This is a genomic window from Marinobacter koreensis, assembly GCF_023156285.1.
Taxonomy (GTDB): Bacteria; Pseudomonadota; Gammaproteobacteria; order Pseudomonadales; family Oleiphilaceae; genus Marinobacter; species Marinobacter koreensis.
In genome coordinates this window covers 31,414-55,107 of the sequence record NZ_JAKZAJ010000001.1, presented here as the reverse complement: position 1 = coordinate 55,107, position 23,694 = coordinate 31,414, and the positions used below count along the sequence as shown (strand labels likewise).

18 protein-coding genes are annotated in these 23,694 nt (G+C 58.5%); 8 read left to right on the top strand and 10 right to left on the bottom strand.

The features are described 5' to 3' along the window. Positions 1 to 76: 76 nt before the first annotated feature. Positions 77 to 1,216, bottom strand: a complete 1,140-nt coding sequence (dctP, locus tag MLD04_RS00235) for a TRAP transporter substrate-binding protein DctP (protein ID WP_248153495.1) — start codon at positions 1,214 to 1,216, stop codon at positions 77 to 79. 266 nt (positions 1,217 to 1,482) lie between these two features. Here dctP and MLD04_RS00230 point away from each other — a divergent pair, with 266 nt between their 5' ends. The 6 genes from MLD04_RS00230 (at position 1,483) to MLD04_RS00205 (ending at position 6,590) form a co-directional block, all read left to right on the top strand. Beyond that, positions 1,483 to 2,259 carry an FCD domain-containing protein gene (locus MLD04_RS00230; RefSeq protein WP_040886864.1) on the top strand — a complete coding sequence of 259 codons (777 nt, stop codon included), beginning with the start codon at positions 1,483 to 1,485 and terminating at the stop codon, positions 2,257 to 2,259. A gap of 35 nt (positions 2,260 to 2,294) precedes the next feature. Beyond that, positions 2,295 to 3,065: an ABC transporter ATP-binding protein gene (locus MLD04_RS00225; protein WP_248153492.1), complete on the top strand. Its 771-nt coding sequence runs from the start codon at positions 2,295 to 2,297 to the stop codon at positions 3,063 to 3,065. Positions 3,066 to 3,150: 85 nt separating this feature from the next. Next, positions 3,151 to 3,906 (top strand): transporter substrate-binding domain-containing protein, encoded by a 756-nt coding sequence (locus MLD04_RS00220; RefSeq protein WP_248153490.1) that lies wholly within the window; start codon positions 3,151 to 3,153, stop codon positions 3,904 to 3,906. A gap of 48 nt (positions 3,907 to 3,954) precedes the next feature. Continuing rightward, a complete protein-coding gene (locus tag MLD04_RS00215) occupies positions 3,955 to 4,668 on the top strand; it encodes an ABC transporter permease (protein ID WP_248153487.1) in 714 nt (237 codons plus the stop codon). Further along, positions 4,661 to 5,383 carry an ABC transporter permease gene (locus MLD04_RS00210; RefSeq protein ID WP_248153482.1) on the top strand — a complete coding sequence of 241 codons (723 nt, stop codon included), beginning with the start codon at positions 4,661 to 4,663 and terminating at the stop codon, positions 5,381 to 5,383. Before MLD04_RS00215 ends, MLD04_RS00210 begins: the two co-directional genes overlap by 8 nt. Before the next feature lie 163 nt (positions 5,384 to 5,546). Further along, a complete protein-coding gene (locus MLD04_RS00205) occupies positions 5,547 to 6,590 on the top strand; it encodes a succinylglutamate desuccinylase (RefSeq protein WP_248153479.1) in 1,044 nt (347 codons plus the stop codon). A 37-nt stretch (positions 6,591 to 6,627) separates the two neighbouring features. On the opposite strand, the gene astB is transcribed toward MLD04_RS00205, so the two are convergent. The 6 genes from astB to MLD04_RS00175 form a co-directional block, all read right to left on the bottom strand. Then, complete coding sequence (gene astB, locus MLD04_RS00200) at positions 6,628 to 7,968, bottom strand: N-succinylarginine dihydrolase (protein ID WP_248153475.1); 1,341 nt, start codon at positions 7,966 to 7,968, stop codon at positions 6,628 to 6,630. Positions 7,969 to 7,985: 17 nt separating this feature from the next. Then, complete coding sequence (gene astD / locus MLD04_RS00195; protein ID WP_248153472.1) at positions 7,986 to 9,467, bottom strand: succinylglutamate-semialdehyde dehydrogenase; 1,482 nt, start codon at positions 9,465 to 9,467, stop codon at positions 7,986 to 7,988. Between the two features lie 40 nt (positions 9,468 to 9,507). After that, complete coding sequence (gene astA / locus MLD04_RS00190; RefSeq protein ID WP_248153468.1) at positions 9,508 to 10,635, bottom strand: arginine N-succinyltransferase; 1,128 nt, start codon at positions 10,633 to 10,635, stop codon at positions 9,508 to 9,510. 28 nt (positions 10,636 to 10,663) lie between these two features. Further along, positions 10,664 to 11,680 carry an arginine N-succinyltransferase gene (locus tag MLD04_RS00185; protein WP_248153464.1) on the bottom strand — a complete coding sequence of 339 codons (1,017 nt, stop codon included), beginning with the start codon at positions 11,678 to 11,680 and terminating at the stop codon, positions 10,664 to 10,666. A gap of 23 nt (positions 11,681 to 11,703) precedes the next feature. Then, positions 11,704 to 12,918: an aspartate aminotransferase family protein gene (locus MLD04_RS00180; protein ID WP_248153460.1), complete on the bottom strand. Its 1,215-nt coding sequence runs from the start codon at positions 12,916 to 12,918 to the stop codon at positions 11,704 to 11,706. A gap of 93 nt (positions 12,919 to 13,011) precedes the next feature. After that, on the bottom strand, positions 13,012 to 14,463 hold the full coding sequence (locus MLD04_RS00175) for an exonuclease domain-containing protein (RefSeq protein ID WP_248153457.1): 1,452 nt from the start codon (positions 14,461 to 14,463) through the stop codon (positions 13,012 to 13,014). A 160-nt stretch (positions 14,464 to 14,623) separates the two neighbouring features. On the opposite strand from MLD04_RS00175, the gene MLD04_RS00170 reads away from it, so the two are divergent. Further along, on the top strand, positions 14,624 to 15,742 hold the full coding sequence (locus MLD04_RS00170) for a DcaP family trimeric outer membrane transporter (RefSeq protein ID WP_248153454.1): 1,119 nt from the start codon (positions 14,624 to 14,626) through the stop codon (positions 15,740 to 15,742). Between the two features lie 65 nt (positions 15,743 to 15,807). On the opposite strand, the gene MLD04_RS00165 is transcribed toward MLD04_RS00170, so the two are convergent. From MLD04_RS00165 to aceE, 3 genes are all read right to left on the bottom strand, one after another. After that, a complete protein-coding gene (locus tag MLD04_RS00165; protein WP_248153451.1) occupies positions 15,808 to 17,061 on the bottom strand; it encodes an NADH:flavin oxidoreductase/NADH oxidase family protein in 1,254 nt (417 codons plus the stop codon). Positions 17,062 to 17,301: 240 nt separating this feature from the next. After that, positions 17,302 to 18,954 (bottom strand): dihydrolipoyllysine-residue acetyltransferase, encoded by a 1,653-nt coding sequence (aceF, locus tag MLD04_RS00160; RefSeq protein ID WP_248153447.1) that lies wholly within the window; start codon positions 18,952 to 18,954, stop codon positions 17,302 to 17,304. 10 nt (positions 18,955 to 18,964) lie between these two features. After that, complete coding sequence (gene aceE / locus MLD04_RS00155; protein ID WP_248153445.1) at positions 18,965 to 21,628, bottom strand: pyruvate dehydrogenase (acetyl-transferring), homodimeric type; 2,664 nt, start codon at positions 21,626 to 21,628, stop codon at positions 18,965 to 18,967. A gap of 655 nt (positions 21,629 to 22,283) precedes the next feature. Between aceE and MLD04_RS00150 the strand changes: the two genes are divergently transcribed. After that, on the top strand, positions 22,284 to 23,648 hold the full coding sequence (locus MLD04_RS00150; protein WP_248153443.1) for a KamA family radical SAM protein: 1,365 nt from the start codon (positions 22,284 to 22,286) through the stop codon (positions 23,646 to 23,648). Positions 23,649 to 23,694: the final 46 nt, after the last annotated feature.

The window sequence follows — 23,694 nt, the reverse complement described above, 5'->3', positions numbered from 1 at the left end:
GGGAAGGGAGGAAGCACCTTGAACCCAAGGCACTCCCTGCCCTTCCCCGTGATCGTTTATTGTTGAAAGTCAGCGTTTACATTTCTTTCTTCGCTTCATCCAGCTCAGCCTGATCGATGTAGCCCACCAGCGGGTTCATCATGTACTTGAGCTGCATTTCGAAGATTTCCTTGGCGTCCTCATCCTTGTTGGCCCAACGGAGCCAGACAGGGATGGCCGCGCGACGGAACTCACGAAGATCTTCCTGGCTCAGACGGGTCACCTGGTCGCCGTCAGCCTTGAACTTCTCCATCGCTTCAACGTTGCGCTTCTGAATCGTGAGGTAGTGCTTCTGCGAGTAGATCCGTACCTCGTCCTCAACCAGCTTCTGCAGTTTCGGGTCGAGGGCGTTCCAGGCGCGCAGGTTTACTGTCAGGTCCATCAGGTCTACCGGCTGGTAGATGGACATTACCCCTGGCGGTCCCAACAGGATGTAGTCGGTGACCTGGGAGAAACCGAGCTCGTAGTTCACGGCCGGGCCGACGTAGTCAGCCGCGTCGATGGTGCCTTTCTCCAGAGCCGGGAAAATGTCGGACCCCGGCAGACTGACGGTGGACACACCGAACTGCTGGAACACCTCGGCCACCATGCCGCCCGGGACACGGATCTTCATACCCTTCAGGTCCGCCAGGCTGTTAACCGGCTTCTTGGAGTGAATGATGTTGGCGTCGTGCTGGATCGGGCCGACGTAGAACAGGCCATACTTCTTGTAGATTTCACGGGTCTTCTCAAGCATACCCAGGGAGTAGAACATGGTGTCCCACTGGCTGGGCTGATCCGGACCGGCCGGATAGGAAGACAGGAATACCGATGCCGGGATCTTGCCGGACCAGTACAGGGTAAAGGGGTTCATGCCTTGCAGTACGCCGTTGCGAACGGCATCAAACAGGGCGTTGTTATCCGCGGCAACCGACTTGGCCGGATACGGCTTGAAGACCAGTTCTCCGCCGGATTTTTCCTTGATGCTGTTGCACCATTCCTCGAACAGGTTGTAGCCAACCGTCCCGGCATCCCAGACAGACTGGATTTTCCAGGTGGTTGCGGCCTGAGCCTGTCCGGCTCCCATCATCATCGCGCCTGCGAAAGCGGCGCCCACAGCGGCAGTCTTGAGAAATTGACGACGAGGTGAGGACTCACCTGTGTCATCGTGCTTACGCGTCTTTTTTATCGATAACATCGAGACGTCTCCGTTGGCGTTGTTTTTATCAGCGTCAGGTTAAAACGTCGGCAAAGGCCGACATTACAAAAAAGATATTCGTAGGCAATCTGGTTTTAGTCCAGCCGATATCGCACTGGTCAGACCAGTTTTTCCTGTATGGAAAATGGACGAATAATGCGAAATCAGCCATATTTACGGGGCTCGGGGGCACAAAGCCTTGAGGCTTTATTTACCGTCACAGCACCCTCGACTGGTCAGACCAGACGATCATCAAAGGCAAGGGCATGGCAATATCCCAGGAAATCTCATACCGATTGGAGCGTCTGATCCTCGATGGCGGCCTGGCTCCGGGCCAGAAAATACCGTCTGAGCGGCAACTGGCGAGCCGCTTGCGGGTGTCCCGGGCCATCATCCGGGAAGCCCTGCACGAACTACAGGGACGAGGCGTCATCGAAACCCGCCATGGCAAGGGGTCATTCGTAGCATCCCTGGTCGCCGGCGCCGAAGACCTTGATGAACAGGGGCCTCTGATGCACCTTTTCGAAGGCCATCCAAGAACCCTCTATGACCTTCTTGAAGTGCGTGAACAGCTGGAGGGACAGGCGGCCTTCCTGGCCGCCCAGCGGGCGACCAGCCTGGATCGTCATCGGATTACCAAGGCCTTCAGGGCCCTGGAGGACACCGACCCTCTCAGCAATGCCAAGCCCGATCACGGCTTCCATCTGGCCATTGTCGAAGCCTCGCACAATCCGATCCTGGTCCACGTGCTGAACGGTCTGAAAAACATGATGCTGCTGACCGTCCAGGCCGCTGTTTCCAATCTCAACCCGAGGGAGGAGATGCGCAAGACGATCGTTCGCCAGCATCGCCAGCTCTATGACGCCGTGATCTCGGCCAAGCCAGCGTCTGCCCGCAAAGTGGCGATGGCCCACGTCCGTTTCGTCAGCGATATGCTCAAGGACATGGAGCAACAGGGGGACAAGGTCATTCGGGCGTCCCATATCCCCGGGGCGATTGCACCGGATCAATCAGGTATTGATTTCCGGCGCCACAGCCCGTAAAACATGCGCCTTTATCCAAAGCTCAGGAGTTACCCATGGCGGACCAAGCGCCCTTGATCTGCAGGGACATCACCAAAACCTTTGATCAGCTTGAAGTTCTCAAGGGTGTGTCACTGGAGACCCGAAAGGGCGATGTGGTATCCCTGATTGGAAGTTCCGGCTCTGGCAAGAGCACCTTTCTACGCTGCATCAACCTTCTGGAAACCCCCACCTCCGGCGACATTATCGTGCACGGTGACCCAATCCGGTTCACCAACAACCGCAAGGGCGAGCGCATTCCCGCCGACAACAAGCAGGTGGAGCAGATCCGGTCCAAGCTTTCCATGGTCTTCCAGAGCTTCAATCTCTGGTCCCACATGACCGTGCTCGAGAACATCATCGAGGCACCGGTGCATGTGCTCAAGGTACCCAAAAAGGAAGCGATCGAACGGGCCGAAGCCTATCTCCAGAAAGTGGGCATCTACGAGCGTAAGGATTACTACCCTGCCCAGATGTCGGGTGGTCAGCAGCAGCGCGCGGCCATTGCCCGTGCGCTGGCAATGGAGCCGGAAGTCATGCTGTTCGACGAACCGACCTCGGCATTGGATCCGGAGCTGGTTGGCGAAGTGCTCCGGGTTATGCAGAGCCTGGCCGAGGAAGGCCGCACCATGATCGTGGTGACGCACGAAATGGCGTTTGCAAGGGATGTGTCCAGTCAGGTCCTGTTTTTGCATCAGGGCGTGATCGAGGAACAGGGTACACCGGAAAAGGTGTTCGACCACCCGGACTCGGAGCGCATGAAACAGTTCCTGGCTCCCAACTTCTGAACACCGGTGCTATCTTGAACCCGTGTTGGATCAAAACATCCAAAAAACTATAAGCCCACAAGGCAAACAACTGGAGAAGTGACACATGAAGAAACTGATTATTGCAGCAAGTTGCATGCTGGCGCTGGTTGCCGGCTCTGTGCAGGCCAAAGACTGGAAAGAAATCCGCCTGGCATTCGACGTGCCTTACGAGCCGTTCGAGTACAAGGACGAAAACGGAAACCTGACCGGTTTCGAAGTTGAACTGGCCAAAGCCATGTGTAAGGAAATGAAGGCCGACTGCGAGTTCGTGATCCAGTCCTGGGACGGCATGATTCCCGGCCTCCTGGCCCGCAAATTCGACGCCATCTTCTCGTCCATGTCCATTACCCCGGAACGGGCCGAGCGCGTCAATTTCTCCGAGCCGTACTACAACACCCCGGGCGGCTGGTTCGCACGCAAGGACTTCAATGCTGACGTCACCAGCAAAGAGGACATGAAAGGCAAGGTGATCGGCGTCCAGCGGGGCACCACCATGGACACCTACGCCACCAATGAATTCGGCGGCATCGCTACCATCAAGCGCTACACTACTGCTGACGACATGGTTCTGGACCTGGAAGGCCAGCGTCTGGACGTGATCTTCGTAGACTACCCGGTGGGTGAGCAGACCATCCTGACCAAGGATGCCTTCAAGGAAGTGGGCAAGCCGGTCAAGCTCGGTCAAGGCGTTGGCGTTGCCATGCGCAAGCGTGACAAGGACCTCGCCGCCAAGGTCAACGCAGCCCTGAAGAAACTGAAGAACGACGGCACCTACGATGCCATCATGAAGAAATACTTCAGCTACGACATCAAGATGTAAACTGCGTGGGGCGGTCTTCCCGACCGCCCCTCATGACCGGATTACCCCATGTTCGACCTCAAAGGCTATGGCCCCGAACTTCTGGACGGTGCGGTTGTTACCGTCGAACTGGCCTTCCTCTCCCTTGCCCTTTCGCTGTTTCTGGGGCTGCTCGGTGCCTCATCCAAGTTATCCGGGAACCGGATTGCCTACGGCATCGCGACGTTCTACACCACCGTCATCCGGGGCGTTCCGGATCTGGTCATGATGCTGCTGTTCTATTACGGCGGCCAGGTGATGGTTAATTCTCTGTCCGATTTCCTGTACGACCATTACCAGATCGACTTTTTCTTCCAGTTCGATCCATTCATTTCCGGCGTTGTGACGATTGGCCTGATCTTCGGTGCCTATATGGCCGAAACCTTCCGGGGCGCCTTTCTCGCCGTGGATACGGGGCAGATTGAAGCCGCCCGTGCCTATGGCTTTACCCGCTGGCACACCTTCCGGCGGATCATGGTGCCCCAGATGCTGCGCCATGCGCTGCCCGGGCTCGGTAACAACTGGCAGGTGCTGCTGAAGTCCACCGCGCTGGTGTCCATCATCGGTCTGACTGACATGGTTCGTGTGGCCGAGGAGGCCGCCAAGGCAGAACGCATGCCGTTCCACTTCTTTATGCCCGTCGCGTCGGTCTATCTGCTGCTGACGGCCGGCTCCGAACTGTTCATCAAGTGGCTGAATAAACGCGCCAACGTTGGCGTGGCTCAGGGTGCGCAAAATGCCTGACTTTATCGCGCAATGGCTGAACCAGAACGACATTTTCACCGCGATGACCATGATGGAATACTGGAACGGGCTGGTGAACACCATCCAGCTGGTATTCCTGTCTCTGATCATCGGCCTGATGTGCGCCGTCCCGCTGGCGATCCTGCGGACCATGAAGAACCCGTTCATCTCCGGTCCGGTTTGGGTCTACACCTACCTGTTCCGGGGCACACCGCTGCTGATCCAGCTGTACATCATCTATTACGGCATTGCCCAGATCCCCGGCATCCAGGACACCTTCTGGTGGGAAATCTTCCGGGAGCCCTTCTACCCGGCCCTGCTGGCGTTTGCCCTGAATACCTGTGCCTACACCACGGAAATCATCCGGGGTGCCATTGTGTCGACACCCGCCGGTGAAATTGAGGCGGCGAAGGCCTACGGTATGAACTGGTGGATGCGGATGCGTCGGCTCATTCTGCCCAGTGCGGCGCGTCGTGCGGTACAGGCTTACTCGAATGAGGTCATCTTCATGCTGCACTCCAGTGCGATTGCCAGCGTAGTGACAATCGTGGATCTCACAGGTGCCGCCCGGAACATCTACTCCCGGTTTTATGCGCCGTTCGATGCGTTCATTTTTGTGGCGCTGATCTATCTGACACTGACCTTCATTCTGGTGTTTGCGTTCCGCAAATTGGAAAATCATTTGTTGAAGCACCAGCGGCCGGTTGGGTCCTGAATTCACGAATGACCAGCCTCTGGTGCATGGTCAGGCGAAGAACCTCCCTCCGGGAAACGCTACAAGCACGTCCATGTGCGCTTGAGCGAAGCCGTCCATGGCTTCGCACATTCCCGGAGGGAGGTTCTTCGCCTGACCCCAGACCTTTTTTGGGGATTTCGCGATGAATGCATCCTCTGTACTTTTTGATTCCTCGGATAGCTGGCTGGATCACACGCTGGCCAACGCCTCAGAATCTCCTGACCCAACAATGGCCCGACTCCCTGACGGAACCACGGTCACCCGTCCGCATGTGGGCATTCTGGAGATAACACCCGCAGCCACGCACCAGAACCCCAACGGCGAGGCCCTGATTGTTTCCGTGGGAGTCCATGGCAACGAGACAGCGCCCATTGAAGTGCTGGACGGGCTGATCAGCGAGATTCTTGCGGGCGACTGGCAGGTGGCCTGCCCGTTGCTGCTGGTCATGGGCAATCCGCCCGCCATGGTGGCCGGCGAGCGATTCATTGATGTGAACATGAACCGGCTGTTCGCGGGTGCGCATGGCCGGGACGAGTACAGTGGATTGCCCGAGGCAGCCCGGGCCTCTCAGATTGAAACGTTGTGCCGTGAGTTTGCCCATCGGCATACCGCATTGGCGCTCAACCACTACGATCTGCATACCGCCATCCGTCCGTCCCATCGGGAGAAGTTTGCGCTCTATCCTTTTGTGGAAGGCCGCCAGATACCGGAGACCCAGTGTGAATTCCTGCTGGAAGCAGGCGTAGAGACACTATTGCTCCAGCACAGGGCCGGAACGACGTTTTCGTCGTTCACCTCATCGGAACTGGGTGCGGAGAGTTTCACGATTGAGCTGGGCAAGGTTCGACCCTTTGGTCAGAACGACCTGACCCGTTTTGCCGGCATCCGGGACGCGTTACGCCGTCGCTTCCGGGGTGATCCGCCACCCGTTTCGGCCGCCGGGCAGCCTCCATTGACTGTCTTCGAGGTAGTCCACGAGATTCTGAACACCGGTGAGGGCTTCCTGTTTCACATCCCCGATGATGTTGCCAATTTCACGGAGTATGAGCCCGGCACGCTGATATGGGAGGATGGGTCACGGCATTATCGGGTTGGCGCCGTACCCGAGGCCATTGTGTTCCCGAACCGGGAGGTGCCGGTCGGTCAGCGCGTTGGTCTGATGATCCGTGAACTTGGGGTCAGATGAAGGCGTTCATCTGATCCCGGCTTCTGGAAATGGTCGCTTATAATTGGAAGTCGTAAATCGAGCCAACGCCCAGAATGCCCGTTAATTCATCCAGGGCCTTACGCACTTCGTCGAGCAGCATGGGATCGCCCAGATCCTCCTGTGACAACTGATCACGGTAATGGGCTTTCACCCAGGTGGTCAGCCGCTCGTAGAGGTCATCGGTCAGGATCACGCCCCGGTTCAGCGCCTGCAATTCGTCGTCGGTCAGTACCACCCTCAGGCGCAAGCAGGCAGGGCCGCCGCCATTGCGCATGGACTGCTTGACGTCGAACACCTCAACAGCCGTGATCGGGCCGTCTTCCGCCACCAGGGCATCCAGGTAACGACTGACAGAAGCCACTTCCCGGCACTCGCCCGGAACCGCCAGAAGCATGCCGTCCGGGGCATTGAGGAGCTGACTGTTGAACAGGTAGGACGCCACTGCGTCCCCGATCGGAACGTCGGCGCTCGATACCCGCACGGGCTGTAGATCCGTCCCCGTCAGCCTTGACCGGATATCGGCCAGAACGCGGTCTTCCTCCAGGAACGCCATCTCGTGATAGAACAGGGTATTGCCGTTGCCCACCGCAATGACGTCGTTGTGAAAGACGCCCGCATCGATGGCATCCGGATTCTGCTGGGCAAATACGCAGTGTGCGTCTTTCAGTCCGTGAAGGCGGGCAATGGCCTGCGATGCTTCCAGGGTCTGGCGCGCCGGGTATGTCCGGGGTGCCGGGGCCTGATCATTGAAAGCCGCCTGCCCGTAGACAAAAAGCTCTACGCCGGCATCGCCATAACCTGCGCACAGGCGGGTATGGTTGGCCGCACCCTCGTCGCCGAAGTGGCTGACCGACGGCAAGGCAGGATGATGGGCAAAGTAGCCTTCATCGGTAAAGATCGCCTTGAGCATCCGGCCCGTCACCGGGTGTTCGATGGAACGGTGGAACTTGGCACTCAGGTTCGCCGGTGTGAAGTGGACCCGATGATCCGACGTGTCGGCACTGGGCGAGACGGTAGCAGCGTTGGCCGTCCACATGGCAGAGGCGGAAGAGACTGCGGCCAGGACGGCGGGCGCCTCTCTGGCGGCCTTTCCCAACACTTCGGCGTCGGATCCGGTGAATCCGAGGGAACGCAGGGTTGGAATGTGTGGACGCTCATGGGGCGGAAGTACGCCCTGTACGTAGCCACGGTCCGCCAGACGCTTCATTTTCGCAAGACCCTGCAGCGCGGCCTCTCTGGGGTTGGATACCGCATGCACGTTCGACTTTGAAGCCACATTTCCCCAGGACAGGCCCGCATAATTGTGGGTGGGCCCGACCAATCCGTCGAAGTTCGCTTCTACTGCATGTTGGCTCATGATGCGTCGTCCGTTATTCAGTCGAAGTTGAGTCCGGGCGCCAGGCTCTCTGGCACTTCGCTCTTGCGTGCTTCCAGCGAAGCCATCGGCCAGGCGCAGTAATCCGCGGCGTAATAGGCACTGGGGCGATGGTTACCGCTGGCGCCCACACCACCAAAGGGCGCCGCACTGCTGGCGCCGGTCAGCGGCCGGTTCCAGTTCACGATGCCGGCCCGGATTTCTTCCACCAGGCGCTCGTACAGTTTCCGGTCATCGGACAACAGACCGGCAGAGAGGCCATAGCGCGTGTTGTTCGCCAAATCCAGCGCGTCGTCAAAGCTCTTGTAGCGATAGACCGTGAGCAGCGGCCCGAAGAATTCCTCATCCGCGACATCAAGGCCGGTCGCATCCACGATGCCGGGAGACAGGAGGCCGGTATCCGGCCGAAGCGACCGCATCTCCAGCAGAGGTGTCGCGCCCAGCTCAAGCAGGCTTGCCTGAGCCGCCAGTAGCTTATCGGCGGCCTCTGGCGAGATGACGGACCCCATGAATGGCTGGGGTTCGGCGTCGAATTCGCCGACCTGGATGCGACTTGCCACGGCGACCAGTCGTTCCAGGAAGTGATCGCCCTTCTTACCCTTGGGCACCAGAAGGCGACGGGCACAGGTACACCGCTGGCCGGCGGACAGGAATGCCGACTGGATGGCGTGGTGAACGGCACCGTCCACATCGGCGACGTCCTGAACGATCAACGGATTGTTACCGCCCATTTCCAGCGCCAGGATTTTTTCAGGCTGGCCACCGAACTGTTCATGCAACAGGTGCCCAACGTTGGAACTGCCGGTAAAGAACAGACCGTCGATCATCGGATGGCGAGCCAGGGATTTACCGGTGTTGCTCGCACCCTGCACCAGGTTGATGGCACCATCAGGCAGCCCGGCTTTCTCCCACAGCTTCACCATTATCTCGGCAACGCCCGGGGTCAGCTCGCTGGGTTTGAAAACTACGGTGTTGCCCGCCAGGAGGGCCGGAACAATGTGGCCGTTGGGCAGGTGACCCGGAAAGTTGTAGGGGCCGAACACGGCAACCACGCCATGGGGGCGATGGCGCAACACCGCATTGCCACCGGCGACCTCCGATTCAGAGCGACCGGTGCGATCATGGTAGGCCTTGATGGAGATGGCCACCTTGCCAATCATTGCGGACACCTCGGTGCGGGATTCCCACAGAGGTTTTCCGGTTTCCAGCCCTATCTGATTCGCCAGCTCTTCCTTGTGGTTTTCGAGCTGCTCACGGAACCCCTCGACAACCGCCTGGCGCTCAGCAAAACTCTTTCGACGCCACTTCAGGAATGCATTACGAGCCTCACGCACCGCGGCGTCCACGTCTTCGAGATTGGCCCCTGTGCCATCCCAGACGGTACCGCCGGTTACCGGCTGGAAAGATTCAAAATATTCTCCATGACCTGTAAGCCACAGGCCACCGATGAACAACTCGCCGGTCAGGTTAAGGTTCGCCATGGCGCCTCCCTATTGGTCCTAAAAATACATCAGGGACTGATTAATCCCACGAAGAGTGACTGCGATGTGGCCTGCCCCGTCCAGACAGATCCGACATACCATTGGCCCCACCACCATGGGTGGGCCGGACGCTTCCTTCTTTCAAGGGTGCCAGGCGCACCGAGTCGCCGGATTCGACCTGCAGCGCCCGGGCGACATCTTCCGGCAGACTCACGGTGTCCGGCCCGATGCAACTGGCAGGCAAGGTTGTCACCCGGAAGTCCCGGAACGCCCGATTCGACACCATGACCCGCTCAGCGGGAGGCACATCCAGATCCATGGACTTATGGGTTACAAGAACGTACCGGTTGATGCTCTCACGGACCGTGCGGATATTATGGATGAAAGCCTCGACCACCGGGCCGCCGTCAAAAATATCCACCAGTCCGTTGAAGTTGAAACCCTCGGCCTGCAACATTTTCAGCGCCGGAGCCGTGTTCTGGTGAACCCGGCCAATCACGGACCTCGCGGAGTCCGGCAGCATGGGGAGATAAATCGGGTATTTGGGCATCAACTCGGCAATAAACGACTTGTTCCCGAGCCCGGACAGGGTATCCGCCTCACTGAACGGCATGTCGAAGAACTTGCAGCCCAGTGCATCCCACAGCGGACTCCGCCCGGCCTCATCCGAGACGCCGCGCATCTCCGCAAATACCTTTTCAGAAAAGTGTTTGCGGAACTCATCCAGGTACATGAACCGGCAGCGGGACAGCAACAGCCCGTTCCCGCCGCCTTTGTAGTCGTCCGAGAGCAGCAGAGAGCAGATTTCGCTGGTGTCGGTCATGTCGTTGGACAGGTGCAGCGTGGGCGTCCGCACATGCACGTCCAGCTCCCGGGAGGCGTTCACCGTCAGGCTCAGGCGATAGTTGTAAAACACCTCGTCCAGGCCAACCCGGGCCTGGATGCCGCTGATACCCACCGCCCGGCCGGATTCAGTATCTTCCAGAGCAAACAGGTACAGGCCCGCCTCCGGCGCACAACGCTGGCTGAAGGTCTCGCGGGCATGGTCGATCTTGCGGGCCAGAAGTTCACGATCGGCCGGCAGGGTCGTCAGGCCTTTTCCGGCGTTCAGTGCCATGGTGTAAAGATCATCGAGATCCTTGTCCTGCAGCGGGCGTATCAGCAGCATGGCCAGTTCTCTCTCGTCGTTGTTCGGTTCATAACGGCGCGATCCTCACCGTGTCTCCGGCACTCCGGTTGAGCCGCTGCCAGGTTTGCACCGGCACTTTCAGGGTCTCCTCAAGGCTCTCTGTGACGGTGGTCAGAGTGCACCGGAATTCGCGGCCCTCACCTGCTGAAATCAGGCAGGTCTCCCCGGACTCGTCATGGCTCCCATGCAGGTCTTTCCGGTGACTGGTGACCAGTGTCCGCAGACTGTCTGTACGGGCCTCGAGCACCGGTCCGGCGTCGAAAATATCTAGGTAACAGCCGGCCTGGAAACCTTCACGCTGGAGCAGCTCCAGATTCGGGACCGTCAGGGTATGAGGTTGCCCGAGAGCCGCCTGCGCAGCAGGGCTGAGCAACGTCACATAGATCGGATTGGGCGGCATCAGCTCGGCGATGAAGGTTTTGCTCAGGATGCCCGAATATTGATCCGCGGTCTGGAAATCCATGTTGAAGAAATGCCGGCCCAGACTGTCCCAGAATGGCACGTGGCCATCGTCGTCCTGCACACCCTGAATCTCCACCACGGTGCGTGCATGGAACCACCCACGGTGCTCGGCCATAAACAGGATTCGCGAGCGCGAGAGCAACTCAAACGCATCCGTGCCCTGCAACTCGGGTTTGATTGTAAGCCCGCAAAGGAGGCTCTGATCGGTCAGGCCGTGGCTGGGATACAGCACCTCGACCCGGCGGGAAACCCCCAGTTCATGGGAGGCATGGATCAGGGCATCCCGGCGATAGTTGTAGAAAGGCTGACCGTTACCCGCCCGGGCGTCGATACCGGCCGTTCCCATGATGTTCCCGGAATCGATTTCTTCCAGTACAAACAGGAACCGGGCGGGGGCATCCTCAGTAGCCTGCCCCTCGAAAGATCTGCACGAGTGCTCGATTTTACGGGCCATCGCCTCGCGCTGTTTGGGCAGCGTTGAGGACAACCGCGCGCCCTGTTCGCCGGCGATGTCCAGGATCTGATCGAGATCATCCGGCCTGGCCGGACGGACTAGCCACATACCACGTCCTTCCCGTTTTCGACTCAGGCCGTCAGTTTTTTAACGGCCGCTTCAAAACGCCCCAGCGCTTCATCGATATCCTGTTCCGGAATAATCAGTGACGGTGCCAGACGCACAACATTGGCCCCGGCCACCAACACCATCACACCCTCATCAAGACCGGCGTTCAGGAAGTCCTTGGCCTTGCCCTGCCATTGCTCGGTCAGGACGCAGCCCAGCAACAGACCTGCACCGCGCACCTCGCTGAAAACGCCATAACGCTCGCCAATATCCATCATGCCCTTGCGAAGCTTCTCGGAACGCGCCTTCACCCCTTTCAGGATTTCCGGCTGGCTCACGGTATCGATGACTTTCTGGGCCACGGCACACGCCAGTGCGTTGCCGCCATAGGTGCTGCCATGGGTACCAACACCGAGGCTGGCGGCCACTTTTTCCGTGGTCAGCATTGCTGCCACCGGGAAGCCGCCGCCCAGCCCTTTGGCTGTGGAGAGGATGTCCGGAATCACGCCATACATTTCGTAGGCGTAAAGGTGGCCAGTGCGGCCGACACCGGTCTGCACTTCGTCGAATACGAGCAGGGCATCGTGTTCGTCACACAGGGCCCGGAGCCCTTCGAGGAACTCGGGATTACCGGGCAGAACGCCACCCTCGCCCTGGATCGGCTCGACGACAACCGCACAGGTTTTCTCTTTGGAAATGAGCGCCTTCACCGAATCCAGATCGTTGTAATCGGCATGGTGTATACCACCTGGCGCCGGCTCGAACCCTTCCAGGTATTTGGGCTGGCCGCCAACGCTGACCGTGAACAGTGTCCGGCCGTGAAACGCGTTCTTGAACGAAATGATTTCGTTCTTCTCGGGGCCGAAGTGTTCCCAGGCATAGCGACGGGCCAGCTTGAAAGCAGCCTCATTGGCTTCACCGCCGGAATTCGCGAAAAACACCCGCTCGGCGAAGGTCTGATCGCACAGGGTCTTGGCCAGTCGCAGCGCCGGCTCGTTGGTCATGACATTCGACAGATGCCAGATTTTCTCCGCCTGCTCCTGAAGTGCTCCAAGCAGTCCGGGATGGGAGTGACCCAGGCAGGTCACGGCGATACCGCCCTGGAGATCCACGAACTCCCGACCGTCCTGATCCCAGATCCGTGAGCCTTCTCCACGCACCGGGATGATCTTGCCGGGGGCGTAGTTGGGCACCATGACTTCATCAAACAGTTCGCGGTTAACGGGCTCTTTATTCATAGATCTCTCTCAACGAATTTCAGACTTAAACATAGCAGGCGACGCCAAAAAGTCGCACTAGGTAGGAGTGCGGACAGATTCATGATACGCCAGTCAGGGCATCATCACATCCGGGATACCTGTTTTCGACAATTCGACAATGTATTGAGAAGAGGCTCCCTGTCCCATCAGTGTTTTGACGAGGAGTTTGTAGGAGTCGAGATCGAAGGTCACCGGCCGGCCACCCAGGGAAAGATCATGCAGTTCGTTTTCGTCGTGCACCGTCCCCACATGAATCCAGTTGTACACCACCAGGATGTCCGTGCGCTCGCGTCGGGGGTTATGTTCGATGACGCCGACCGGACCATCCCAGGGCCAGGTTCTCAACCGCAGGCCATGGAATGCGATCTGCATCCTCAGATTGTACCGGGTGATATCCTCAAGCCCTTCGCAGGCGCCCTGGCAACGGCCCAGCGCGCGCTGGAAACAGGGCCCCTCATGAGCCGGCTCCAGCCCGAGCAAGCGGTTACACAGATCGTTTTTGGCAGCGATACCACTGAGCGCCCGCTCCGCGTCCCGCTTGCTGCGGAACAGCCCGTAATAGTCACCCAGCCGCCCGGGATCGATCTCCCGTACCAGACGGGCTTGCAGATAACCCTGCGGATTGGCCACCAGCTCGATGCTGACCAGACTCTTGGCGGCCCGGGAGCGTCGATTGAACAGCGGCTTCAGTGACTTGATCTGTTTCAGTTCCAGCAAAAGTGCGCCCAGCTCACCGGCGGTCTCTGTCCACTCAACACGGCGAAGACTCTCGGACATCCGGACGCCACGGCTCGACTGATGGTCTCCGGAAAAATGAGAGGCGACTCGCTGAGCAATGTTGGTGCTTTTGCCGACATAGAGCAGCACATCGTTCTCTCCATAGAACCGGTAAACACCAGGAACGGATGGCAAATCCTTCATGATCTCCGGGGGCAGGTGCGATGGCACACTTGGCTTTTGCAGCAACGCTCCGATCGCCTGCTCCAGCTTTTCCTCACCATGCTCCGCCAGACTGTGCTCGAAAAACGCCAGCATCGCCGCGACATCACCCATGGCCCGGTGGCGCTGAACTTTCGCCAGGCCGTGCCGGGCAATCAGGGCGTCCATGTTGTGACGGCGATGCTGGGGATACAGTCGCCGGGACAGCTTGACGGTGCACAGTACCCGCGCTGAAAACGGACGCGACAGTCGCCGGAACTCAGACTTGATAAAGCCGTAGTCGAATCGCGCATTGTGGGCGACGAACACACATCCCCGAAGTTGCTCTTCCAATTCGTCGGCGATCTCCGCAAACACCGGGGCCTGCGCCACCATCGCATTGTTGATGCCGGTAAGCTGCTCGATAAACGGGGAAATCCGGGTCTCCGGATTGATCAGCGTCTGCCACTCCCGAACCACCGTCCCGGCCTTCCAGAAACGGATACCAATTTCGGTAATGCGATCGCGGGCGGAGTTACCGCCCGTAGTCTCAATATCCAGAAAAGCAAAGAGGAAATCGTTGAGGCATGTACTTTTGGAGGTCATAAGACAGGATTACGTTGCAAGGTCAACTGCAGATGTCTGTATAACAACGAAATCTGCCTATAGACATTGGTCTAAATAAACTGCAATTTTATTTGAATTGTCACAGATTCGTAACTACCTTGTTTCTGGGTCCAACAACAAAAAGTGTGTGGAGACAACAATGCAAAGCAACAAACTGAGAATTGCAATTCGTGCGACGGCAGCAGCAGCTGTGTTTGGTATGGCCACTCAGGCCCATGCCTTTAACTTCAGCGCCGGTGACGTTGATGCGAGTGTTTACGGTTATGCTCGCCTGAACATGAGCTACGACATCGACGAGAATGTCGCTAACTCCGGCCACCGGGGCGGTAACTTCCCGACTATCAATGATAGCAACGATGTCAACGGCCACTTCGGTGCCGCGGCTTCTCAAAGCCGGATTGGTGTAAAAGCCACCCACGCCAGCGGCGTCATGGTTAATATCGAAGGCGACTTCATGGGTGCTGACTACTCTGGCGGAGCTCTTCGCCTTCGTCACGCCTACGGTACCTACAAGGGTGTTCTGGCTGGCCAGACCTGGTCCAACTACAACAGCTTCGTCGGCTCAACCTCAACGCTGGACTTCGACGGCGTGGTAGGCGTAGCGGGTTACGGTTCACGTACCGCCCAGCTGCGTTACACCTCCGGCCCTCTTTCCCTGGCTATTGAGGACCCGAAAGGCTCACTGGCAGGTACTGCTGCCAATGCCGTTAAGAAAAACGGCTTGCCCGCTCTGACCGCTCGCCTCGAGGACAAAGCTGGTGGTCTTGGATACTCTGTTGCGGCACTGGTTAAGCAGAACGCCTACGATGATGGCCAAGGCAACGACGATTCAACTATGGCCTACGCCGTATTCGGCGCTGCAAGCATGGCCGTGTCTGACATGATTAGCGTCCGTGGCGCAATCAACTACACCGACGGCGCCAATGGCTATCTGTACCGCTCTGGTGGCGCAGATGCCTATATCGATACAAACGGCGACCTGAAGAACCTGTCCGGCGTCGGCGGCACGGTTGGCACCTCCATCAGCCTCGGCGGCGGCCGCACCATCAACGCCACCTACGGCATGGACAAGCTGGATGTGAACGATCTGGCTGCCACTACCATTGAAACGCGCCAGAACGCTTTCGTGAACTACCAGTGGACTCCGGTAGAGAACGTCATGATGGGCGTTGAATACGGCTACTATAAACAAGAGACCCAAGGCGGCCAGAGCGACGACGCTAACCGTCTGATGTTCGCAACGCAGTACAACTTCTAATCCTTCCTTTTAGAAGTTAACTCAGCAGATACCCCGGCTCCGGCCGGGGTGTTTGCTTTTATGGCCTACTCACCGGCCCTCAGACGGGTCCGCATTCCCCGGGTAGCCATCACGCCAAGCACCTCCACCAGCGACAACACACCGCGATCGTGTTTCCTGGGCTTCTTGCCCTTGGCCATTCGACCAATCTGACGCGCATACCAACTGACTTCCATCAAGGCCAGATCATCGACCATGCGGATGCCGGTCCTGATTGGCCGGACGGCACTGACAGCCGGCTCCCCACCAAGAATACGAAGCGGCAGATCAGGCTCCACCACCAGTGGCCGCGCCAGCCCGACCAGATCGGTCGCACCTGACTCCAGCGCCTCTGCCATCCCCTCTGCCGTGCGGAATCCGCCCGTCACCATCAACGGCACAGCCACACGAGCCCGAACCTGCTCCGCGAATGCCAGAAAATACGCCTCCCTTGCGCGGGTACTCTCTTTCATCTTGCCCGAGTGATCGCCTTTCGCCATCGCCGGGTTCTCGTAGTTACCTCCGGAAATTTCCACCAGATCGATGCCTTCCGATGCCAGCGAATCAATGACCGCCAGCGACTCCTCCTCGGTGAACCCGCCACGCTGGAAGTCCGCGGAATTCAGCTTGATTCCCACATTAAAATCGGGCCCACAGGCTTCCCGGATGGCCCGATAGACCGCCAGCACAAACCGGCGACGCTTCTCGGCGGAACCACCCCATTCATCCGTTCGCTGATTGTGGTGCGGCGACAGAAACTGACTCACCAGGTAGCCGTGGGCCCCATGAATCTGAACCCCGTCAAACCCGGCCTTCTGAGCCACCGCAGCACTCTGGGCAAAGCGCTGGACGATGTCTTCGATTTCCGCCGGAGTGAGTTCACGGGGCGTCGCAAACATGCCCTGCAGCTCCTTTCGGAAGGGGATCGTGGAAGGAGAGACCGGATCCCGATTCAGCATCCGCGGGCTCTGCTTGCCCGGATGATTCAGCTGCATCCAGATCTGACCACCATCGGCCTTCCCTGCCTCTGCCCAGGCTGTCAGCAGGGTCAGATCCCGCTCGTCTTCCACTACCACGTTCTGCGGCTCACCAATATGCCTGCGATCGATCATGACATTGCCAGTGATCGACAGGCCGGTACCACCCTCGGCCCAGGCCCGGTAAAGCTTTACCAGCGACCTGGTGGGGTGATTGTCGATCGTGCCGAGCGTCTCGCTCATGGCGGACTTGGCAAAGCGATTGGGAATAACAGAGCCGCTGGGGAGCGTGAGCGGCTGGGAAAGAATTTCTGCGGGTTTCATGATGGCCTCAAGGTGTCGGATAACTCCATGAGGCTGATAGTGCGTTCCACCGCATCGAGAGGCATTGGCTCAACCGACGTCAGAACGGAGCGAGGCGGGGCATGCAATTCAGGACTGTTGAGGGCCATGGACGGCCCGAAACAAGCGCACATGGATGTGCTCGTAGCGTGTCCTGAATTGCATGCCCCGCCTCTCGACGCCCCACAACTCAAAGGCTGGGAACGGGTTCAGCGACTACTGTTAAAGCAGCAGAGTCCGAATATCCCCCAGCAGCTGAGTCAGCAGATTGGTAAACCGGGCCGCATCGGCACCATTCACCGCCCGGTGATCGTAGGACAGCGACAACGGCAACATCAGCCGTGGCTGGAAGTCGCCCCCGTCCCAGACCGGCTTCATGGCCGCCTTGGACACACCCAGGATCGCCACCTCCGGCGTATTCACGATCGGCGTGAACGCCGTACCGCCAATACCGCCGAGGCTGGTGATCGTAAAGCAGGCGCCCTGCATTTCGGCAGGCTTGAGCTGCTTGTCCCGGGCCTTCTGTGCGAGCTCGGCACTCTCCGCTGCCAGATCCCAGAGACCCTTCTGATCGACATCCCGGATCACCGGCACCATCAGACCGTGGGGCGTATCCACCGCGATACCGATGTGGATGTACTTCTTGCGCACCACTTCCTTGCGCTCCATGTCCAGCGACACGTTGAACTGGGGAAGTTCTGCCAGCGCTGCCGCACAGGCCTTCAGCAGGAAAGGAAGCGGCGTCATCTTGACGCCCTTCTTCTCGCCCGCCGTCTTCTGCGCCTTGCGGAAGCTCTCCATCTCGGTAATGTCGGCTTCATCGAACTGGGTGACGTGAGGCACGTTCAGCCAGCTGCGCTGCATGTTGGTAGCGGTAGCCGCCATCATGCGGGACATCGACTCGCGCTCCACCTCACCGAACTGACTGAAGTCCGGCAGCTTCACACCGGGGATGCCCGAGCCGGTGGCAACGCCACCACCCTGCTGCGCCTGCTGGAGCTGACTCTTCACATAGGCGTGCACGTCGTCCTTGAGAATCCGCCCCTTGGGACCACTGCCCTTCACCCGGGTCAGATCCGCTCCCAGTTCCCGGGCCAGCTTGCGCACTGCCGGGCCGGCGTGGACTTTGGTGCCGGGGCTGGGCGGCTCGTAGGTCGAACCCTGTGGCTGCGGCGCCTCCGATTTCTCAGTCTGCGCTTTCGAGCTGTCTTCGGATTTTGACTCTTTCTTCGGAGCCGACTCGGAGGGCGCTTCCTCCTCGTCACCGCCCTCGTCCTGGACGGTCATTTCGAGCAGGTCGTCGCCCTCGGAAAGCTTGTCACCCTCTTTCACGAGAATCTTTTCGATCTTGCCGGCATAGGGTGACGGCACTTCCATGGTGGCCTTGTCAGACTCTACGGTGACCAGCCCGTCCTCCGCCTCGACGGTATCCCCTTCGGACACGTTGATCTCGATCACCGGCACATTGTCGAAGCCATCCAGCGAGGGAACCTTCACGGTCTCCTTGCGAGTGCCACCGGGCTTCTTCTTCGGCGCCGACTGTTTGTCTTCGGCCTCCGTTTCTGACGACTCGTCCGATGACTCCTCTTTTTCCTCCTGCTGAGGCTCCTCCTGGTCGTCGGATCCACCCGACTCATCGGACGCCTCGATCATGCCAACAACGTCTCCTTCCTTGACCTTGTCACCGACCTTGACCGTTACCTTGGTGATCTTGCCGGCAACCGGTGCCGGCAGCTCGACGGAGGCCTTGTCGGACTCCACGGTAAGGATCGGATCCTCTACCTCAACGGAATCGCCCGCACTGACGATGACCTCAATAACCTCGACCTCGTCTGCACCGCCGAGATCGGGAACCTTGATTTCCTGTTCACTCATGGCGGTCTCCTTAGCTCTGCACCGGGTTCGTTTTGTTGCGATCGATTCCGTACTTGCGCATGGCCTCGAGAACCTGGTCCTGCTTGATCTCGCCATCTTTTGCCAGTGCCGCCAGAGCGGTGACTGTGACGTAGTAACGATCCACCTCGAAGAAGTTACGCAACTTCTCCCGGGTATCGCTTCGTCCGAAACCGTCCGTGCCCAGCGTCATGAAGGTCTTGGGAATGAAGGCACGCAATTGCTCGGAATGCAGCTTGATGTAATCGGTGGACGAAACCACCGGCCCCTGCTGCTTCTCGAGCATCTGGGTCACGTAGGGCTTTTTCGGTTTGTCGTCCGGGTGCAGGTGATTCCAGCGCTCCACATGCTGACCGTCCCGGGCCAGCTCGTTGTAGCTGGTGACACTCCACACGTCGGAAGCCACTCCCCAATCGTCCTTGAGCAGCTGGGCCGCCGCACGGACTTCGTTGAGGATGGCGCCAGAGCCCAGCAACTGAACCCTCGGCGTTTTCTTCCGGCCTTTGGTTTCAACCGACTCGAACTGATACATCCCCTTGATGATGCCGTCTTCACAGTCTTTCGGCATGGCGGGTTGCTCGTAGTTCTCGTTCTCGATGGTCAGGTAGTAGTAGACGTTCTGATTATCCTCGAACATCTCCTTCATACCGTGGCGAATGACCACCGCCATCTCATAGGCGTAGGCCGGGTCGTAGGCCTTGCAGTTCGGAATGGTATTGGCCAGCACGTGGCTGTGGCCGTCCTGATGCTGGAGGCCCTCGCCGTTCAGGGTGGTCCGCCCGGCCGTACCGCCGATCAGGAAGCCCCGGGCCTGCATATCACCCGAAGCCCATGCCAGGTCGCCGACACGCTGGAAACCGAACATGGAGTAGAACACATAGAACGGAATCAGCGGGAAGTTGTTGGTGCTGTAGGAGGTCGCAGCCGCCATCCAGGTCGCCATGGCGCCGTCTTCGTTGATGCCTTCCTGCAGGATCTGACCTTTCTTGTCCTCCCGGTAATACATGATCTGGTCACGATCCTGGGGCACGTACTTCTGCCCCTCGGAGGTGTAGATGCCCAGCTGACGGAACATCCCCTCCATACCGAAGGTTCTGGCTTCGTCCGGCACAATGGGAACAACCCGCTTGCCGATCCGCTTGTCCTTCACCAGGGCACTGAGGATCCGCACGAACGCCATGGTCGTGGAAATTTCCCGGCCGTCAGAACCTTCCAGGACCTGCTTGAAGATATCCAGATCCGGAATCTGCAGGGGCTGGCAATCCTTGATCCGTTTGGGATAGAAGCCGCCCAGGTCCTGACGCCGTTTTTTCATGTACACCAGCTCTGGGCTGTCCGGTGCCGGCCGGTAATAGGGCACTTCTTCCAGTTCGTCGTCCTTGAGCGGCACGCCAAACCGATCCCGGAACGCCTTGAGCGTGTCGATATCAAGTTTCTTCAGGGAGTGCGCCGTATTCTGCGCCTCGCCGGCCGCACCGAAGCCATAGCCCTTGATGGTGTGGGCAAGAATGACCGTGGGCTTGCCATTGGCCTGGTTCACGGCCTTGTGATAGGCGGCGTAGACTTTATAGGGGTCATGGCCACCCCGGTTCAGTTTGCTGATGTCGTCATCAGACAGGTTTTCAACCAGCTTGGACAGCTCGGGGTATCGTCCGAAGAATTCCTTGCGGGTATAGGCCGGGCCCTTGAACGTCAGGTTCTGGAGTTCCCCGTCACACAGCTCATCCATGGTACGCTGCATGATGCCGTCTTCGTCTTTCTCGAACAGCGGATCCCACATCCGGCCCCAGACGACCTTGATGACATTCCAGCCGGCGCCCCGGAACACACCTTCCAGCTCCTGAACGATCTTGCCGTTGCCACGAACAGGGCCATCGAGCCGCTGCAGGTTGCAGTTGACCACAAAAATCAGGTTGTCGAGGTTTTCCCGGCCGGCCTTGGAGATCGAGCCCAGGGTTTCCGGCTCATCGCACTCACCGTCGCCGACAAAGGCCCAGACCTTGCGGCCGTCCATGTCAATGAGTTCCCGGCTGTGCAGGTATTTCATGACATGCGCCTGGTAAATGGCCTGAATCGGCCCGAGGCCCATGGATACCGTGGGGAACTGCCAGTAATCCGGCATCAGCCAGGGGTGCGGGTAGGACGACAGGCCATCGCTGTCGACCTCTTCCCGGTATTTGTCCAACTGCTCTTCGGTGAACCGTCCTTCGAGGAAAGAGCGGGCGTAAATACCCGGCGACGCGTGCCCCTGGAAATACACCAGATCCGACTCACGCTTTTCGTCGCCACCGTGGAAGAAATAGTTGAACCCCACATCGTACAGGGTGGCGGCCGAGGAGAAGGTGGAGATGTGCCCGCCAAGGTCGCCGGGGCGCTTGTTCGCCCGGACAACCATTGCCATTGCGTTCCAGCGGATCAGGGAGCGGATACGACGCTCCATGAACAGGTCACCCGGCATCCGGTTTTCCTGGGTCACCGGAATGGTGTTCCTGAAGGGCGTGGTAATGGAATAAGGCAGCTCGGTGCCGTCGCGGCTGGCGCGCTCGGAGAGTCGCTCCAGAATGTATTTGGCCCGGTCCACGCCTTCGTTCTCGATCAGAGACTCGAGCGCATCAAGCCATTCACTGGTTTCAATGGGATCATCGTCCTGGTACATCAAACCCTCCCCTTGGCATCAAAAGGTGCTGCGCGGGCCACGATCAGCGGCCACGGCGCGGTGTCGATAAACTGCGTAACCTGCAGAGTGTTGTTATGGGTGTATCAGCCTGATAGCGGTACTGCCATTCAGTACCCGGAACTTCCATCAAGCATAGAACAGCTTTCACAGTTTTCCTGCTGGGCCGGCGCACGGTAACGGGCTTTTGGCCTCCCGAATACCCGGACAGCGGACTGTACGTTGCAACGCAACGCTATTTTCGTATTTTTACTACCTTTTAAGTCACTTCTACAACCGTTTGGCCCGATATCGGCCGTTTTTACGGCATTCTTTTCGGTTAGTTACGCAAGAATGACCTTTTTCAGAGCAGCAGACAACCAGGCTCAGACGAAGGTCTTAATGCACAACAAACGCCCGAATGCATAGCAACTCTAAATGCTTCGCCTGCCTGAGAATATTTCTGCGCGAATTTTAAGCCTTTATTTTCAGCTAGTTGAACGATTCCCCAGCCTCCTCTCGGGCCAAGCATTCCCAACTTTTTAATTAGACCTGAAAATAAATGTCCTTTTATGTATACTGCGCTGCCCGATTTTTAACCAACGAAAAGTGGTCAGACCACTTTTCCCACAGTCCGACACACGACAGAGGGCGATCTATGAACTCCATCGTCACGTTTCCGAACCGTATTCCTGTCACGGAATTCGAGGAGCGGCGTTTCAAGGTCTACACAGACCGCCAACTCGACAAGATCGACATCATCCAGAACCTCCCCGAAGACACCCTGTTCGAAATGAAAGTGGTAGCCAGCGTGCTGCCCTTCCGGGTCAATGAGTACGTGATCAATGAACTGATCAACTGGGACCAGGTACCGAACGACCCGATCTATCAGCTGGTATTTCCCCAGAAGGGCATGCTGAAGGACGAACATTTCGAGCGCATGGCACAACTTCACCGGGACGGTGCGGACAAGAAGGAAATACAGGCGGTCGCCAAGGAGATCCGGGACGAGCTGAACCCGCACCCGGCCGGCCAGATGGAAATGAACATGCCGGAACTGGACGGCGAAGTTCTCGACGGCGTGCAACACAAGTATCGCGAAACGGTGCTGTTCTTCCCGGCCCAGGGCCAGACCTGCCACTCCTATTGCACTTTCTGTTTCCGCTGGGCGCAGTTTGTCGGTGACAAGGACCTGAAAATGTCCAGCACCGAGGCAGAGAAGCTGCACGGCTACCTGAAAGAACACACCGAGGTAACCGACCTGCTGGTTACCGGTGGCGATCCGATGGTGATGAAGACCAAGAACCTGGTCCAATACCTGGAGCCGCTGCTGGAGCCGGAATTTGACCACATCCAGACCATCCGGATCGGCACCAAGGCCCTCACCTTCTGGCCATACCGGTTTGTCACCGACAAGGACGCGGACGAACTGATCGAACTGTTCGCAAAACTGGTCGACGCCGGCAAGCACGTGGCAATCATGGCCCACTACAACCACTGGCAGGAGATCACCACGGACATCGCCGAGGAGGCCATCCGCCGGATCCGCGCGACCGGGGCCGAAATCCGTGCACAGGGCCCGCTGATCAAGCACGTAAATGACGATGCCAACGCCTGGGCCAAGCTCTGGAAGAAGGAAGTGAAGCTGGGCATCATTCCCTACTACATGTTCGTCGAGCGGGACACCGGCGCCAAGAACTACTTTGAGGTGCCGCTTGCAGAGGCCTATCACATCTACCGGGAGGCGATGAAACAGGTTTCCGGCCTGGCCCGCACCGCCCGCGGCCCCTCCATGAGCGCCGGCCCCGGCAAGGTCGAGATCCAGGGCATCACGGAGATCAAGGGTGAAAAGGTCTTCGTACTGCGCTTCCTCCAGGGTCGCAATCCCGACTGGGTTCAGCGGCCGTTCTTTGCCAAATACAGCGACACTGCCACCTGGCTACACGAGCTGGAGCCGGCCTTTGGCGAGGAAAAGTTCTTCTTTGAAGACGAGTACGAGCAGATGAAGAAGGGCAACGGTTAACAGCGTGAACCCGGGGTCAGATGAAAGTTTTCATCTGACCCCTTTT

Bases quoted from the DNA above. Each gene is read 5' to 3' on its own strand.
- dctP (WP_248153495.1), bottom strand. From the start codon at position 1,216: ATGTTATCGATAAAAAAGACGCGTAAGCACGATGACACAGGTGAGTCC.
- MLD04_RS00230 (WP_040886864.1), top strand. From the start codon at position 1,483: ATGGCAATATCCCAGGAAATCTCATACCGATTGGAGCGTCTGATCCTC.
- MLD04_RS00225 (WP_248153492.1), top strand. From the start codon at position 2,295: ATGGCGGACCAAGCGCCCTTGATCTGCAGGGACATCACCAAAACCTTT.
- MLD04_RS00220 (WP_248153490.1), top strand. From the start codon at position 3,151: ATGAAGAAACTGATTATTGCAGCAAGTTGCATGCTGGCGCTGGTTGCC.
- MLD04_RS00215 (WP_248153487.1), top strand. From the start codon at position 3,955: ATGTTCGACCTCAAAGGCTATGGCCCCGAACTTCTGGACGGTGCGGTT.
- MLD04_RS00210 (WP_248153482.1), top strand. From the start codon at position 4,661: ATGCCTGACTTTATCGCGCAATGGCTGAACCAGAACGACATTTTCACC.
- MLD04_RS00205 (WP_248153479.1), top strand. From the start codon at position 5,547: ATGAATGCATCCTCTGTACTTTTTGATTCCTCGGATAGCTGGCTGGAT.
- astB (WP_248153475.1), bottom strand. From the start codon at position 7,968: ATGAGCCAACATGCAGTAGAAGCGAACTTCGACGGATTGGTCGGGCCC.
- astD (WP_248153472.1), bottom strand. From the start codon at position 9,467: ATGGCGAACCTTAACCTGACCGGCGAGTTGTTCATCGGTGGCCTGTGG.
- astA (WP_248153468.1), bottom strand. From the start codon at position 10,635: ATGCTGCTGATACGCCCGCTGCAGGACAAGGATCTCGATGATCTTTAC.
- MLD04_RS00185 (WP_248153464.1), bottom strand. From the start codon at position 11,680: ATGTGGCTAGTCCGTCCGGCCAGGCCGGATGATCTCGATCAGATCCTG.
- MLD04_RS00180 (WP_248153460.1), bottom strand. From the start codon at position 12,918: ATGAATAAAGAGCCCGTTAACCGCGAACTGTTTGATGAAGTCATGGTG.
- MLD04_RS00175 (WP_248153457.1), bottom strand. From the start codon at position 14,463: ATGACCTCCAAAAGTACATGCCTCAACGATTTCCTCTTTGCTTTTCTG.
- MLD04_RS00170 (WP_248153454.1), top strand. From the start codon at position 14,624: ATGCAAAGCAACAAACTGAGAATTGCAATTCGTGCGACGGCAGCAGCA.
- MLD04_RS00165 (WP_248153451.1), bottom strand. From the start codon at position 17,061: ATGAAACCCGCAGAAATTCTTTCCCAGCCGCTCACGCTCCCCAGCGGC.
- aceF (WP_248153447.1), bottom strand. From the start codon at position 18,954: ATGAGTGAACAGGAAATCAAGGTTCCCGATCTCGGCGGTGCAGACGAG.
- aceE (WP_248153445.1), bottom strand. From the start codon at position 21,628: ATGTACCAGGACGATGATCCCATTGAAACCAGTGAATGGCTTGATGCG.
- MLD04_RS00150 (WP_248153443.1), top strand. From the start codon at position 22,284: ATGAACTCCATCGTCACGTTTCCGAACCGTATTCCTGTCACGGAATTC.